Below are 15,341 nucleotides of genomic sequence, written 5' to 3' on the forward strand. Positions count from 1 at the left end.
GCGTGGTGCGCCGTCCCCAGGGGAGGGCGCAAAGCCGACAGCCGTCGCACTCCAGGGAGCACATCCATGGCCTCTCATACGCCATCGCCCACATCCGCCGCCCGAGCCGACGCGCTCCGCGAAGCGCTGGCCACCCGCGTGGTGGTCGCCGACGGCGCGATGGGGACGATGCTCCAGGCGCAGGAGCCCAGTCTCGACGACTTCCAGCAGCTCGAGGGCTGCAACGAGATCCTCAACATCACCCGCCCGGACATCGTCCGCTCGGTCCACGAGGCGTACTACGCCGTCGGCGTGGACTGCGTCGAGACCAACACCTTCGGCGCCAACCACGCGGCGCTCGGTGAGTACGACATCCCCGACCGCGTCCACGAGCTCTCCGAGGCCGGCGCCCGGATCGCCCGTGAGGTCGCCGACGAGTTCGGCGCCGACGGACGGCAGCGCTGGGTGCTCGGCTCCATGGGCCCCGGCACCAAGCTGCCCACCCTCGGCCACGCCCCGTACACCACCCTCCGCGACGCCTACCAGGCCAACGCCGAAGGCATGATCGCGGGCGGCGCGGACGCCCTCCTGGTGGAGACCACCCAGGACCTGCTGCAGACCAAGGCCTCGATCATCGGCGCCCGCCGCGCCCTCGACGCCACCGGTGCCAACCTCCCGGTGATCTGCTCGGTCACCGTCGAGACCACCGGCACCATGCTGCTCGGCTCCGAGATCGGCGCGGCGCTCACCGCCCTCGAGCCGCTCGGTATCGACATGATCGGCCTCAACTGCGCCACCGGCCCCGCCGAGATGAGCGAGCACCTGCGCCACCTGGCCCGCCACTCCCGGATCCCGCTGTCCTGCATGCCCAACGCCGGCCTCCCGGTGCTGGGCAAGGACGGCGCCCACTACCCCCTCACCCCCGGCGAGCTGGCCGACGCCCAGGAGACCTTCGTCCGCGAGTACGGGCTCTCCCTGGTCGGCGGCTGCTGCGGCACCACGCCCGAGCATCTGCGCCAGGTCGTCGAGCGGGTCCGCGAGCTGACCCCCACCGAGCGCACCCCGCGCCCCGAGCCCGGCGCCGCCTCGCTCTACCAGACCGTGCCGTTCCGCCAGGACACCTCGTACCTGGCCATCGGCGAGCGCACCAACGCCAACGGCTCCAAGAAGTTCCGCGAGGCCATGCTGGAGGCCCGCTGGGACGACTGTGTGGAGATCGCCCGGGAGCAGATCCGCGAGGGCGCCCATCTGCTCGACCTGTGCGTGGACTACGTGGGCCGGGACGGCGTCGCGGACATGGAGGAGCTGGCCGGGCGGTTCGCCACCGCCTCCACCCTCCCCATCGTCCTGGACTCCACCGAGGTCGACGTCATCCGGGCCGGGCTGGAGAAGCTCGGCGGACGCGCGGTCATCAACTCCGTCAACTACGAGGACGGGGACGGCCCCGAGTCGCGGTTCGCCAAGGTCACCCGGCTGGCCCAGGAGCACGGCGCCGCCCTCATCGCGCTGACCATCGACGAGGAGGGCCAGGCCCGTACGCCGGAGCACAAGGTGGAGATCGCCGAGCGGCTGATCGACGACCTGACCGGCAACTGGGGCATCCACGAGTCGGACATCCTCATCGACACCCTGACCTTCACCATCTGCACCGGTCAGGAGGAGTCCCGTAAGGACGGCATCGCCACCATCGAGGCGATCCGCGAGCTCAAGCGGCGCCACCCGGACGTCCAGACCACGCTGGGCCTGTCCAACATCTCCTTCGGCCTCAACCCGGCCGCCCGCATCGTGCTCAACTCCGTCTTCCTCGACGAATGCGTCAAGGCGGGCCTGGACTCGGCGATCGTGCACGCCTCCAAGATCCTGCCGATCGCGCGGTTCGAGGAGGAGCAGGTCAAGACCGCCCTGGACCTGATCTACGACCGCCGCGCCGAGGGCTATGACCCGCTGCAGAAGCTGATGGGGCTCTTCGAGGGCGCCACCGCCAAGTCCCTCAAGGCGGGCAAGGCCGAGGAGCTGGCCGCGCTGCCCCTGGACGAGCGCCTCAAGCGGCGCATCATCGACGGCGAGCGCAACGGCCTGGAGGCCGACCTCGACGAGGCCCTCCAGGAGCGCCCCGCCCTGGACATCGTCAACGAGACGCTGCTGGACGGCATGAAGGTGGTCGGCGAGCTGTTCGGCTCCGGCCAGATGCAGCTGCCGTTCGTCCTCCAGTCCGCCGAGGTCATGAAGACCGCGGTCGCCCATCTGGAGCCGCACATGGAGAAGTCGGACGACGAGGGCAAGGGCACCATCGTGCTCGCCACCGTCCGCGGCGACGTCCATGACATCGGTAAGAACCTCGTGGACATCATCCTGTCCAACAACGGCTACAACGTCGTCAACCTGGGCATCAAACAGCCGGTCTCCGCGATCCTGGAGGCCGCCGAGGAGCACCGCGCCGATGTGATCGGCATGTCCGGCCTGCTGGTGAAGTCCACGGTGATCATGAAGGAGAACCTGGAGGAGCTGAACCAGCGCAAGCTGGCCGCCGACTACCCCGTCATCCTCGGCGGCGCCGCGCTCACCCGCGCCTATGTCGAACAGGACCTCCACGAGATCTACGAGGGCGAGGTGCGCTACGCCCGCGACGCCTTCGAGGGGCTGCGGCTCATGGACGCCCTGATCGCCGTCAAGCGCGGTGTCCCCGGCGCCACCCTGCCCGAGCTCAAGCAGCGCCGGGTGCCCAAGCGGGACGTGTCCGTGACCGAGCCGGAGCCGGAGGGCCCGTCCCGGTCCGACGTGGCCACCGACAACCCGGTGCCCACCCCGCCCTTCTGGGGCACCCGCGTGGTCAAGGGCATCCAGCAGGTCGACTACGCGTCCTGGCTGGACGAGGGCGCGCTGTTCAAGGGCCAGTGGGGGCTCAAGGAGGCCCGTACCGGCGACGGGCCGAGCTACCAGGAGCTGGTGGAGTCCGAGGGCCGTCCGCGGCTGCGCGGCTGGCTCGACAAGCTGCACACCGAGAACCTGCTCGAGGCGGCCGTCGTCTACGGCTACTTCCCCTGCGTCTCCAAGGGCGACGACCTGGTCCTGCTGAACGAGGACGGCAGTGAGCGCACCCGCTTCACCTTCCCGCGCCAGCGCCGCGGCCGCAGGCTGTGCCTCGCCGACTTCTTCCGCCCGGAGGAGTCCGGCGAGACGGACGTGGTCGGCCTTCAGGTGGTCACCGTCGGCTCGAAGATCGGCGAGGCCACCGCCGAGCTGTTCGCCGCCGACTCCTACCGCGACTACCTGGAGCTGCACGGGCTGTCCGTCCAGCTGGCGGAGGCGCTCGCCGAGTACTGGCACGCCCGGGTCCGCGGCGAGCTTGGCTTCGCCGGGGAGGACCCCGGTGACATCGAGGACATGTTCGCGCTGAGGTACCGCGGCGCGCGCTTCTCGCTGGGCTACGGCGCCTGCCCCGACCTGGAGGACCGCGCGAAGATCGCCGATCTGCTGGAGCCGGAGCGGATCGGGGTGAAGCTCTCGGAGGAGTTCCAGCTCCACCCCGAGCAGTCCACGGACGCCATCGTGATCCACCACCCGGAGGCGAAGTACTTCAACGCGCGGTAGAACGCGCGGTAGCCCTCCGGCGGCCACCTGTGACCGCCTTGGTGCTCACCGGGCGCGTCGGCGCGGCGCGACGTAGACTGGTCGATCCGGTAGAGGCCGGTCGCCTTCCCGTCAGTGGAAGGGGGCCGGCCTTCGTGCCCCTTATCCGGAGGTGTTTGGATGACCAGCAGCATCCCCGCCGTCGACACCCGTACGGCCGAAGGCTCGGCTCTGCAAGCCGTGCTGCTCGACATGGACGGCACCCTGGTCGACACCGAGGGCATCTGGTGGGACGCGGAGGTCTCCATCTTCGCCGAACTCGGGCACGCCCTCGCCGAGGAGTACCGCCAGGTCGTGGTGGGCGGTCCGATGTCGCGCAGCGCCCAGTTCCTGATCGAGGCCACCGGCGCCGAGATCGCCCTCGCCGAGCTCACCGGCCTGCTCAACAGCCGCTTCACCGAGCTGATCGACGGCAGTGTGCCGATGCTGCCCGGCGCCCACCGGCTGCTCACCGAGCTGGCCGCGCACTCCGTCCCCACCGCCCTGGTCTCCGCCTCCCACCGGCGGGTGATGGACCGCGTCCTGCGCTCGCTCGGCCCGGAGCACTTCGCCCTGACGGTCGCGGGTGACGAGGTCGAGCGGACCAAGCCGCATCCGGACCCCTATCTGCTCGCCGCGGCCGGGCTGGCCGCCGAGCCGGGGCGGTGCGTGGTCATCGAGGACACCGACACGGGCGTACGGGCCGCGGAGGCGGCCGGGTGCCGGGTGGTCGCGGTGCCGTCCGTGGTGGCGATCGAGCCCGCGGCGGGGCGTACGGTCATCGGCTCGCTCGAAGAAGTCGATCTCGATTTCCTGCGCACTCTGGTCACGGCAGTGCACTGATCGCGCACCGAGCGTATTCCTGTAAATTACAAACTGAATAGCGCGGGCGGACTTTTCACGTTCCGTTGGCGACAACGGAACGTGATGTTTGTCACTGCATATGCCGTAGACGTGTGCGGTGGTTGGCTGTCGCGCGTCCTGTCTGGTGCGATTTGGGTGAGCCCTTGTGTCCGGATTGGTGGCATGGCGTACGAATCGCCGCCGCGTCCGGATATCGGTCCATGATCGCTCGTTATCGGGGCGTGATATCGCCTCAACTTCGTTGTGTCTGAGTATCACTGGCGCCTCGGACTAATCTCGTCGCGAGTAGTTGATCGATGGCAGGGAGACTCCCGACAATGACGCGCAAGTCGCTGGTGCTGCCGGCTGTGGCCGGCCTCCTGATCTCCACGCTCGCCGCGTGCGGTGGTACCGACGGCTCGGGCTCGGACGGCAAGACGCTCGTCCTGGGCAGCACGGACCGTATAGAGGCGTCGAAGGCGGCGCCCGCGCCGCTGGATCCCGCCCTGGCCTACGACTTCGCGTCCTGGAGCGTGCTGCACAACGCCTTCCAGACGCTGATGCGGCTGCCCCGGTCGGGAACCGAGCCGATACCCGACGCGGCCGAGAAATGCGGCTTCCAGGACAGACAGAGCGAGCAGTACCGCTGCACGCTGCGCAGTGGGCTGAAGTTCTCCAACGGCCACGACCTCACCTCGAAGGACGTCAAGTTCTCCCTCGAGCGGGTGCTGCGCATCGACGACCCCAACGGCACCAAGTCCTTGCTGTCCAACGTGGACAAGATCGAAACCCCCAGCGACCGCGAGATCGTCATCCATCTCTCGCAGCCGGACGCGACCTTCCCGTCGAAGCTCACCACCCCGGCCGCCGCGATCCTGGACAGCGAGGTCTACAAGCCCGACGCGCTGCGCAACGGCTTCGAGATGACCGGCTCGGGCCCGTACAGCGCCAAGACCGAGGTGCGCGACAACCGGCTGACGAAGGTCGTCTTCACCAAGAACTCCCACTACCAGGGCGATGTCCAGCCGAAGGCCGGCAAGGTGGAGATGCGGTTCTACGAATCCGCGTCGACCATGGAGCAGGCGCTGGTCAAGGGCGACATCGACCTGGTCCACCGCGGCTTCTCGCCCGAGCAGATCGACAAGCTCAACAAGGGCGAGATCAAGGGCGTCCGCCTCTTCGAGTCCTCCGGACAGGGCATCCGCTACCTGGTCTTCAACACCTCCAACCCGACGGTGAAGAACAAGGCGGTCCGGCAGGCCATCGCCCATCTCGTGGACCGCCAGGCGCTGGTGCGCGATGTGTACAAGCGGACCGCCGAGCCCCTGTACTCGATGATCCCCACCAGCATCTCCTCGCACATCAACTCGTTCCACAACGAGTACGGCGACCCGGACCCCGCCGAGGCCCGGCGCGTGCTGAGCGAGGCCGGTATCAGCACCCCGGTGAAGCTGACGCTGACCTACACCACCGACCACTACGGCCCGGAGACGGCCGGGGAGTTCAAGGAGCTGCGCAAGCAGCTCAACGGCAGCGGACTGTTCTCCGTCACGATCAAGGGCTACCCGTGGCGGGACTTCCGCCCCGCGCTCATCAAGCGCGAGTTCTCCGCCTCCGGGATGGGCTGGCTCCCCGACTTCCCGGACCCCGACAGCTACACCGCGCCGTTCCTCACCAAGGACAACTTCCTCAACTCGCCCTACCGCAACAAGACCATCCAGGACGAGCTGATCCCCAAGACCCGGCAGGAGGCCCAGCGCAGCCTCGCCGACAAGGACTACCAGTCCATCCAGAACGCCGTCGCCAGCGATGTGCCCTACCTTCCGCTGTGGCAGGGCAACACGTACGTGGCCGCCCGGGGGAACGTGACGGGCGCCGAGTACGCCTTCGACTCCTCGACCATGCTCCAGCTGTGGGAGCTCGGTAAGGGAGACTGAGAACGACTTACGGGGGTCGGATACGAAGACGTCGAGTGTGTGAGGAATACCGTTGAGGAAACGTGATCAGTGGCTGGCAGCTCCCCTCGGGGCGGGGCTGGCCGCCGCCCTGCTCACCGGCTGCGGCAGTGAGGACGGGGACGCGGCGGGCAGCGGCGAGCACGTGGCCATGGGGATGTCGGACGAGGTGCTCGCCACCGACCCGGCGTCCGGCTACGACCCGGGCTCCTGGCTGCTGTTCAACAACGTCTTCCAGTCGCTGCTGAGCTTCCCGAAGGGCAGCACCACACCGCAGCCGGAGGCGGCGGAGAAGTGCTCCTTCAAGGACAAGACCAGCCGGGTCTACTCCTGCACGCTGAAGGACGGCCTGAAATTCTCCAACGGTCATCCGCTCACCTCCGAGGACGTCAAGTACTCCTTCGAGCGCACCAAGCGGATCAATGACCCGAACGGTCCGGCGCTGATGCTCACCTCCATCGGGAGCATCGACGCCCCGGACAAGCGGACCGTCGTCTTCCATCTGAAGGACTCCGACGCGACCTTCCCGCAGAAGATCGCCTCCGGTGCCGGGTCCATCGTGGACCACGAGGAGTACCCGGCCGACAAGCTGCGCACGGACCACAAGGCGGTCGGCTCCGGCGTCTACAAGCTGGATTCCTTCACCAAGGCCCAGGCGGACTTCTCCGTCAACGACGGCTACCAGGGGCCCGCCAAGCCGAAGAACTCCGGGCTGACCCTGAAGTTCTTCCACGGCGAGCAGGCGCGGCTGAAGTCCGCCGTGCAGAAGGGCGATGTCGACCTCGCCTACCGCGGGCTGGCCATGCGCGACCTCGCCGACCTCCAGGCGCGGAGCCTCGGCGGCGGCAAGAGCCTGAACGTGGTCGAGGGCACCGGCGCCGAGGTCCAGCACCTGGTCTTCAACATGAAGGACCCGGTGGCGGGCAAGCTCGGAGTGCGCAAGGCCATGGCGTACCTCATCGACCGCTCCACCCTGGTGCGGGACGTCTACAAGCGCACCGCCGAACCGCTGTACTCGGTGGTCCCGGCCGGTATCACCGGCCACAACACCGCCTTCTACGACAAGTACGGCGACCGCCCGCAGCCCGAGAAGGCCAAGCAGGCGCTGCGGGACGAGGGGATCACCGGCAAGGTCAAGCTGACCCTGTGGGGCACCCCGATCCGCTACGGCCCCGGCACCGTCCCGGGCCTGCGCCGGATCGCCGAGCAGCTCAACGCCAGCGGGCTGTTCGACGTCGATGTGAAGAGCGCGGACGTCGCCGCGTACGAGAAGGGCGTGGCCGGCGGGAAGTACGGCGTCTATGTGAAGGGCTGGGTGCCCGACTACCCGGACCCGGACAACTTCGTCGCCCCGTTCTTCGGCGCCGGCAATGTCCTGGCCAACCACTACACCTCGCCGCGGCTGACCGCGCAGCTCATCCCCGCCACCGCCGAGCAGCCCAGCCGCGAGGCCACGGTCGGCGACTTCCAGCGGATCCAGGACATCATCGCCGACGAGGTGCCGATGCTCCCGCTGTGGCAGGGCAAGCAGTACGCGGTGGCCCAGGACGACATCACTGGGCTGCAGTGGACCCTCGACTCCTCGACGGTCTTCCGCTTCTGGGAGATCGGCAAGTCGTCCGACGGCTGACGGGCCGCACGGGCTGACGGTCCGGCGGGGACGACCGGCCGATCAGCCGGCCGTCCCCGCCCGAGCCCTCCCGGTGACGATCAACCGTGACGCCTACTGCGCGCCGGGGCGGACCAGCCCGCTCTCGTAGGCGTAGACGGCGGCCTGCACCCGGTCGCGCAGCCCCAGCTTGGTCAGTACATGGCCCACATGCGTCTTGACCGTGGTCTCGCTGACGAACAGATCGGCGGCGATCTCCGCGTTGGACAGCCCCCGGGCCACCAGCTTCAGCACCTCGACCTCGCGCTCGGTCAGCGTGTGCAGGGTGTCCGGCACCGGCTCCTCGCCCGACGGCAGATGCCCGGCGTACTTGTCCAGCAGCCTGCGGGTGATGCTGGGCGCCAGCATCGCCTCGCCCGCCGCCACCACGCGGATGGCCTGCACCAGCTCGGTGGCGGGCGCGTCCTTCAGCAGGAAGCCGCTGGCCCCGGCGCGCAGCGCCTCCACCACGTACTCGTCCAGGTCGAAGGTGGTCAGCACCAGCACCTTGGCCGGGCCGTCCCGCCCCGGGCCGGTGATCTGGCGGGTCGCCTCCACGCCGTCCATCCGCGGCATCCGGATGTCCATCAGGACCACATCGGGCTGGAGCGCCCGCACCTGATCGAGGGCCTGCAGACCGTCCCCGGCCTCACCGACGACCGCCAGATCCTGCTCCGCCTCCAGAATCATCCGGAAACCGGTGCGCAGCAGCGGTTGATCATCGACCAGTAGGACGCGGATCGCCACGGGAACTCCTTCTCCTAGACCGCGTCCATTCTGCCGGACTGAGTAGGCACCACCGCCAGCGGATACGGCGGTGGTGTACCCCCGAATTCCGGACAGTGTGCCTGGTGGTCGCACCAGCCGCAGAGCCTGGTCTGCCGGGGCACGAAGGCGCCGGTCTCCGTGGCCAGCCGGATCGCCTCCCACAGGGCCAGCACCTTGCGCTCCACGGCCCGCAGATCCCGCTCCTCCGGGTCGTACGTCAGCACATCCCCGCTGCCCAGATAGACCAGCTGGAGCCGCCGCGGGAGCACCCCGCGCAGCCGCCACACCACCAGGGCGTAGAACTTCATCTGGAACAGTGCCTCGCCCGCGTACTGCGGCGCGGGGGCCTTGCCCGTCTTGTAGTCCACGATCCGCACATCACCGGTGGGGGCGATGTCGATCCGGTCGATGATTCCACGGAGCGTCAGCCCGGACTCGAGCTCCGTCTCCACGAACAGCTCGCGCTCCGCGGGCTCCAGACGCGTCGGATCCTCCAGCGAGAACCACTGCTCCACCAGCGTCTGGGCGCCCGTCAGCCACTCGGCCAGCCGGTCCGGCGCCGGAGCGCCGTCCTCCTCCTGGAACAGCTCCGCCAGCTGCGGCTTGGCCGCCAGCAGCCGCTCCCACTCGCCCGGCACCATCGACCGGGCCCGCGGGGCGGTGCGGTCGGCGGCCGGGGCGTCGAAGAGCCGCTCCAGCACCGCGTGGACCACGGTCCCGCGGGTGGCCGCCGCGCTGGGCTTCTCCGGCAGTTTGTCGATCACTCGGAAGCGGTACAGCAGCGGGCACCGCATGAAGTCGGCCGCCCGTGAGGGTGACAACGAGGCGGCGGGGGCGGACTTCGGTGGCCCGTCGGCGGGTTCGGCCTTCCCGGTGGTGGTTCCCGTGGTGGTTCCCATGGCGAAGACCCTACGACCCGCCACCGACAGCCGGACGCATACCATCGACGTTCGAGCCCCCGGCACTGCATGATCGTGGGGACCGTATCAAAAAGAAGGGTGCGACCGAGCATCCGACGAGGGGACACCGTGGACAACAGCGGGCAGCGGCAGTCCGACAACGGGGAATCGGACCGCGCGACCGAGCCCGAGGGCGGTAAGCAGCCGCGCCCACGGGACGTGGGCGGCGGCATTCTCATGGGCCGGCCCTTCGGCGTGCCCGTGTACGTCTCGCCCAGCTGGTTCCTGGTCGCCGCCCTCATCACCTGGGTCTTCGGCGGCCAGCTCGACCGGGTGCTGCCCGAGCTCGGCGCCGCCCGGTATCTGGTCTCGCTCTTCTTCGCGGTGGCCTTCTACGCCTCGGTGCTGGTGCACGAGCTCGCCCACACCGTGGCCGCGCTCCGCTTCAAGCTGCCGGTGCGCCGGATCCAGCTGCAGTTCTTCGGCGGGGTCTCGGAGATCGAGAAGGAGACCGAGACCCCCGGCCGGGAGTTCGTGCTCGCCTTCGTCGGCCCGCTGCTCTCCCTGGTCCTGTCGGGCGTGTTCTACCTCGGCATGATGGTCGTGGAGCCCGGCACCGTGCCCGGAGTGCTGCTCGCCGGGCTGATGATCTCCAACCTGATCGTGGCCGCGTTCAACCTGCTGCCCGGGCTGCCGCTGGACGGCGGGCGGATGCTGCGCGCCGTCGTCTGGAAGATCAGCGGCAGGCCCATGACCGGCACCGTCGCCGCCGCCTGGAGCGGCCGCGCGCTCGCCGTCGCGGTGCTCATCGGGCTGCCGCTGCTCACCCAGGCGGGCGGGCTCGGCGACGAGCCCAAGAGTTTCGGCAGCGTCGACTCGCTCACCGACGCGCTGCTGGCCGCCATACTCGCCGCGATCATCTGGACCGGCGCGGGCAACAGCCTGCGGATGGCCCGGCTGCGGGAGCGGCTGCCGGACCTGCGCGCCCGTACGCTCACCCGGCGCGCCGTCCCCGTGGCGGCCGACACCCCGCTCTCCGAGGCGCTGCGCCGGGCGAACGAGGCCGGGGCCCGCGCCCTGGTCGTGGTGGACGGCCACGGCGCCCCGACCGCCGTGGTGCGCGAGGCGGCCATCGTGGGGATCCCCGAGCACCGCCGCCCCTGGGTCGCGGTCAGCGGTCTCGCCCAGGATCTCAAGGACGGTATGCGGGTCTCCGCCGAGCTCACCGGCGAGGAACTGCTGGACACCCTGCGGGCCACCCCGGCCACCGAGTACCTGGTGATCGAGGAGACCGGCGAGATCTACGGGGTGCTCTCCACGGCCGATGTCGAGCGCGCCTTCGTGGCGGCGATGGCCAGGACGCCCTCCGGCCGCTCCTGAGGCCCCCGGGCGTGGTCCGGGCACGGCGAAGTGCCCGGTAGGCTGTTCACATGTCCGAACCGACCGGTGCCGCCCGCCGTCGCGGGCCCTTCCAGGTCGGGGACCAGGTCCAGCTCACCGACCCCAAGGGACGCCACTACACCTTCACGCTCGAGTCCGGGAAGAACTTCCACACCCACAAGGGATCCTTCCCCCATGACGAGCTGATCGGCGCCCCCGAGGGAACCGTCGTGCGCACCACGGGAAACGTCGCGTATCTCGCGCTGCGCCCCCTGCTCCCCGACTATGTCCTGTCCATGCCACGCGGTGCCGCCGTGGTCTACCCCAAGGACGCGGGGCAGATCCTGGCGATGGCCGACATCTTCCCCGGCGCACGTGTCGTCGAGGCGGGCGTCGGCTCCGGCTCGCTCTCCACGTTCCTGCTGCGGGCCATCGGCGACCAGGGCATGCTGCACTCCTACGAGCGCCGGGCCGACTTCGCCGAGATCGCCGCCCAGAACGTCGAGCGCTACTTCGGCGCCCCGCACCCCGCCTGGCGGCTCACCGTCGGTGACCTCCAGGACAACCTCAGCGACACCGACGTGGACCGCGTGATCCTGGACATGCTCGCCCCCTGGGAGTGCCTGGAGCCGGTGTCCAAGGCGCTCGTCCCCGGCGGCATCCTGTGCGCGTACGTCGCCACCACCACCCAGCTCGCCCGCACCGTGGAGGCCATCCGCGAGCACGGCACCTTCAACGAGCCGTCGGCCTGGGAGACCATGGTGCGCACCTGGCACGTGGAGGGCCTGGCGGTACGGCCCGACCACCGCATGATCGGCCACACCGGCTTCCTGCTCACCGCCCGCCGGCTCGCGGACGGTGTGGAGCCCCCGATGCGCCGCCGCAGGCCCGCCAAGGGTGCCTACGGCGAGGACTACGTGGGCTGGGGCACCGCCAAGGACACCGGTGCCGCCAAGGACACCGGGGCTGCCAAGGACATCGGCAACGCCGAGGACACCGGTGCCATGGACGCCTCAGGAGGCGACCGGCGCCCCTCCGGCGGCCAGGACACCTCTTCCGGCGGCCAGGACACCCCCTCCGGCGACGCCTGACGGCCCTCCGGGACCCGTCCGACGGCCACCCGAGGCCCGTCCGGCGGAAACCGGCGCCACAACGGCTCGGCGCGGCCACCGAATTCCCCGTGTGAGGGCGGTGGCCGCGCCCCTGTGAGATGTGGCACGATGCGGGTCATCTCCCGCCTCAGCCCCTCACATGGAGTCATCCCGCGTGCAGCCTCTGGGCCCGGATCTCGCGCACACCCAACCCCGTCCGGTGCACTGGGTGGCGACCGCGGCCGCCGTGGCCGCGGTCATCGCCGGAGGGTCGTTCTTCCAGCCCTCCGACGCCAAGGCCACCACGTCCACCACCGCCTCCGCGCCGGGCACCGGGGGGCTCCCGGCCGCCAAGGCTCCCGACCCCCGCGCCGCGGACTATCCGATGAACTGCGGACGGGCCCGGCCCGACGTCGTCGACCGGGGCTCGGCGGACCTGGACGGGGACGGGCGGCCGGAGACCGTCGCCGTGGTGCGCTGCCGGACCGCTTTCGGCACCCCGCCCAGCGGCGTCTATGTGCTCTCCCAGCCGACCGGCCACGCGGGCGCCGCGCCCCGCGTGGTGGCCACCTTCGTGGATCCGAAGGAAGGGATGAGCATCAGCGATTTCGCGGTGCGCGGAAAGAGGGTTTCGGCCACGTTGCTGGGATACTCGTCGGCCAAGGTCCCGCGGTGCTGTCCGGATCTGCAGCGCAAGGTCAACTGGCGGTGGCGGGACGGAAAGTTCGTACTGAAAGCGCTGCCGGTGCCGGGGAGTGTGTGAGCGGTTACTCGCGGTGTGTCACTCCGCGTCGGGTCCGTAGACCTCGACCCGGTCCGTGACGCGGCGTACATGGATGCAGTCGCCGGGGCACTCCTTGGCGGAATCCCTGACCTCGGTCAGCAGGGCCAGGGGGACCGGGGTGGTCGCGCCCTTCTCCTGCAGCAGCTCATCGTCGGCGCTCTTGACGTAGGCTAGACCGTCGATGTCGAGTTCGAAGACCTCGGGAGCGTACTGGGCGCAGATGCCGTCCCCGGTGCACAGATCCTGGTCGATCCAGACCTCAAGACCGCCGAGCTCCTCGTTCCGCACGGTGTGCCCCCTCCTGTTCCTTCGATACGCCATTCAACATTGTCTAAATATCGCCAACGCTGACGGGTGTTGACCGTGTCGACGATACAACCGCTCGCTTTCCGATGTTGTTGGGTGGGTATTCACCTGGCGTGAGGGAGTGCGCAAGGGTGAAGATCGGACACACGCCGACCGGGTTTGTGATCTAGGGGTTTCAACCCGCACCGGCCCAGGTAGGGTCAGGAAGCGTCCAGCTCCCCTTGGAGGAGGTGAGGACCGTGGCAGCCCACGACGACGACATCAACCGCGGCATCCGGCCGGGGCGGGGGTCTGACGACCCTGCCGGCCAGGTTGCCTATCTCGAGCAGGAAATCGCCGTCCTGCGCCGCAAGCTCGCCGACTCTCCGCGTCATACGAGGATTCTCGAAGAGCGGATCGTCGAGCTGCAGACCAATCTGGCGGGAGTCTCCGCACAGAACGAGCGGCTCGCGAACACACTCCGTGAGGCCCGCGACCAGATCGTGGCCCTCAAGGAGGAGGTCGACCGGCTCGCCCAGCCGCCGGCCGGTTTCGGAGCCTTTCTGCAGGCGAACGAGGACGGCACGGCGGACATCTTTACCGGGGGCCGTAAACTCCGGGTGAATGTCAGCCCAAGTGTCGAGCTCGACGACCTCAAGCGCGGCCAGGAGGTCATGCTCAACGAGGCGCTCAACGTGGTCGAGGCCATGGAGTACGAGCGCGCCGGGGACATCGTCACCCTCAAGGAAGTCCTTGAGGACGGCGAGCGCGCCCTGGTGATCGGGCACACCGACGAGGAGCGGGTGGTGCGGCTGGCGGAGCCGCTGCTGAGCACCACCATCCGGCCCGGTGACGCCCTGCTGCTCGAGTCCCGGTCCGGCTATGTCTACGAGGTGGTACCGAAGAGCGAGGTCGAGGAGCTCGTCCTCGAAGAGGTGCCGGACATCGACTACAACAAGATCGGCGGTCTGGGAAACCAGATCGAGCTGATCCGCGACGCGGTCGAGCTCCCGTATCTCTACCCCGACCTCTTCAAGGAGCACGAACTGCGGCCGCCCAAGGGTGTGCTGCTGTACGGCCCGCCCGGCTGCGGTAAGACGCTGATCGCCAAGGCCGTGGCCAACTCCCTTGCCAAGAAGGTCGCCGAGGTGACCGGCAAGCCCGCGGGGAAGAGCTTCTTCCTCAACATCAAGGGCCCCGAGCTGCTCAACAAGTACGTCGGTGAGACGGAGCGGCACATCCGGCTGGTCTTCCAGCGGGCTCGGGAGAAGGCCAGCGAGGGCACGCCCGTCATCGTCTTCTTCGACGAGATGGACTCCCTCTTCCGCACCCGTGGCTCCGGGGTCAGCTCGGACGTGGAGAACACCATCGTCCCCCAGCTGCTCTCCGAGATCGACGGCGTGGAGGGCCTGGAGAACGTGATCGTCATCGGTGCCTCCAACCGCGAGGACATGATCGACCCCGCGATCCTGCGCCCCGGCCGCCTCGATGTGAAGATCAAGATCGAGCGTCCGGACGCCGAGGCCGCCAAGGACATCTTCTCGAAGTACCTGACGGAGTCCCTGCCGATCCACGGCGACGACCTCTCCGAGCACGGCGGGTCGCCCAAGGCCGCCATCGGCGGGATGATCCAGTCGGTGGTCGAGCAGATGTACACCGAGTCCGAGGAGAACCGCTTCCTGGAGGTCACCTACGCCAATGGCGACAAGGAAGTCCTCTACTTCAAGGACTTCAACTCCGGCGCCATGATCCAGAACATCGTGGACCGCGCCAAGAAGATGGCGATCAAGGATTTCCTGGACCACAACCAGAAGGGCCTCCGGGTCTCCCATCTGCTCGCCGCCTGCGTGGACGAGTTCAAGGAGAACGAGGACCTGCCCAACACCACGAACCCGGACGACTGGGCCCGGATCTCCGGCAAGAAGGGCGAGCGGATCGTCTACATCCGCACCCTGGTCACCGGAAAGCAGGGCGCGGACACCGGACGCTCCATCGACACGGTGGCGAACACCGGTCAGTACCTGTAACACCGCGGTCCGGCTGCGGATGTCCTGGACGGGGCATCCGCAGCCGGATGCGCTTTTCGGACCGCATTCTTCG

Annotated in this window: 11 protein-coding genes; 8 read left to right on the forward strand and 3 right to left on the reverse strand. The window is 69.1% G+C overall.

Going from position 1 to position 15,341, the window contains the following annotated elements:
- The first annotated feature begins 66 nt into the window (after positions 1-66).
- The 4 genes from metH to JK364_RS27080 all read left to right on the forward strand — a co-directional run bounded on the left by metH (position 67) and on the right by JK364_RS27080 (position 8,016).
- On the forward strand, positions 67-3,570 hold the full coding sequence (gene metH, locus JK364_RS27065) for a methionine synthase (protein WP_201853918.1): 3,504 nt from the start codon (positions 67-69) through the stop codon (positions 3,568-3,570).
- A gap of 159 nt (positions 3,571-3,729) precedes the next feature.
- Entirely contained in the window at positions 3,730-4,431 is a 702-nt protein-coding gene (locus tag JK364_RS27070; protein ID WP_201853919.1) for an HAD family hydrolase, read from the forward strand.
- Between the two features lie 338 nt (positions 4,432-4,769).
- Positions 4,770-6,368: an ABC transporter substrate-binding protein gene (locus tag JK364_RS27075; RefSeq protein WP_201853920.1), complete on the forward strand. Its 1,599-nt coding sequence runs from the start codon at positions 4,770-4,772 to the stop codon at positions 6,366-6,368.
- 52 nt (positions 6,369-6,420) lie between these two features.
- Positions 6,421-8,016: an ABC transporter substrate-binding protein gene (locus JK364_RS27080; protein WP_201853921.1), complete on the forward strand. Its 1,596-nt coding sequence runs from the start codon at positions 6,421-6,423 to the stop codon at positions 8,014-8,016.
- Between the two features lie 93 nt (positions 8,017-8,109).
- Here JK364_RS27080 and JK364_RS27085 read toward each other — a convergent pair whose 3' ends face one another.
- Positions 8,110-8,781, reverse strand: a complete 672-nt coding sequence (locus tag JK364_RS27085) for a response regulator (RefSeq protein ID WP_009719179.1) — start codon at positions 8,779-8,781, stop codon at positions 8,110-8,112.
- 14 nt (positions 8,782-8,795) lie between these two features.
- Positions 8,796-9,701, reverse strand: coding sequence for a RecB family exonuclease (locus JK364_RS27090; RefSeq protein ID WP_230992537.1), 906 nt, complete (start codon positions 9,699-9,701; stop codon positions 8,796-8,798).
- A 129-nt stretch (positions 9,702-9,830) separates the two neighbouring features.
- Between JK364_RS27090 and JK364_RS27095 the strand changes: the two genes are divergently transcribed.
- The 3 genes from JK364_RS27095 (at position 9,831) to JK364_RS27105 (ending at position 12,935) form a co-directional block, all read left to right on the forward strand.
- Positions 9,831-11,081, forward strand: a complete 1,251-nt coding sequence (locus JK364_RS27095) for a site-2 protease family protein (protein WP_201853989.1) — start codon at positions 9,831-9,833, stop codon at positions 11,079-11,081.
- A 50-nt stretch (positions 11,082-11,131) separates the two neighbouring features.
- Entirely contained in the window at positions 11,132-12,172 is a 1,041-nt protein-coding gene (locus JK364_RS27100; protein ID WP_230992538.1) for a tRNA (adenine-N1)-methyltransferase, read from the forward strand.
- Between the two features lie 175 nt (positions 12,173-12,347).
- Positions 12,348-12,935, forward strand: a complete 588-nt coding sequence (locus JK364_RS27105; protein WP_307841389.1) for a hypothetical protein — start codon at positions 12,348-12,350, stop codon at positions 12,933-12,935.
- 18 nt (positions 12,936-12,953) lie between these two features.
- Here the strand turns inward: JK364_RS27105 and JK364_RS27110 are convergent, their stop codons facing one another.
- Positions 12,954-13,277 carry a ferredoxin gene (locus JK364_RS27110; RefSeq protein ID WP_201853923.1) on the reverse strand — a complete coding sequence of 108 codons (324 nt, stop codon included), beginning with the start codon at positions 13,275-13,277 and terminating at the stop codon, positions 12,954-12,956.
- Positions 13,278-13,501: 224 nt separating this feature from the next.
- Between JK364_RS27110 and arc the strand changes: the two genes are divergently transcribed.
- Positions 13,502-15,268 (forward strand): proteasome ATPase, encoded by a 1,767-nt coding sequence (arc, locus tag JK364_RS27115; protein ID WP_201853924.1) that lies wholly within the window; start codon positions 13,502-13,504, stop codon positions 15,266-15,268.
- Positions 15,269-15,341: the final 73 nt, after the last annotated feature.

The sequence above is a fragment of the Streptomyces endocoffeicus genome (assembly GCF_016741935.1).
GTDB lineage: Bacteria > Actinomycetota > Actinomycetes > Streptomycetales > Streptomycetaceae > Streptomyces > Streptomyces endocoffeicus.

Excerpts from the sequence above, each read along its gene's own strand:
- metH (WP_201853918.1), top strand. The coding sequence starts at position 67 with ATGGCCTCTCATACGCCATCGCCCACATCCGCCGCCCGAGCCGACGCG.
- JK364_RS27070 (WP_201853919.1), top strand. The coding sequence starts at position 3,730 with ATGACCAGCAGCATCCCCGCCGTCGACACCCGTACGGCCGAAGGCTCG.
- JK364_RS27075 (WP_201853920.1), top strand. The coding sequence starts at position 4,770 with ATGACGCGCAAGTCGCTGGTGCTGCCGGCTGTGGCCGGCCTCCTGATC.
- JK364_RS27090 (WP_230992537.1), bottom strand. The coding sequence starts at position 9,701 with ATGGGAACCACCACGGGAACCACCACCGGGAAGGCCGAACCCGCCGAC.
- JK364_RS27100 (WP_230992538.1), top strand. The coding sequence starts at position 11,132 with ATGTCCGAACCGACCGGTGCCGCCCGCCGTCGCGGGCCCTTCCAGGTC.
- JK364_RS27110 (WP_201853923.1), bottom strand. The coding sequence starts at position 13,277 with ATGGCGTATCGAAGGAACAGGAGGGGGCACACCGTGCGGAACGAGGAG.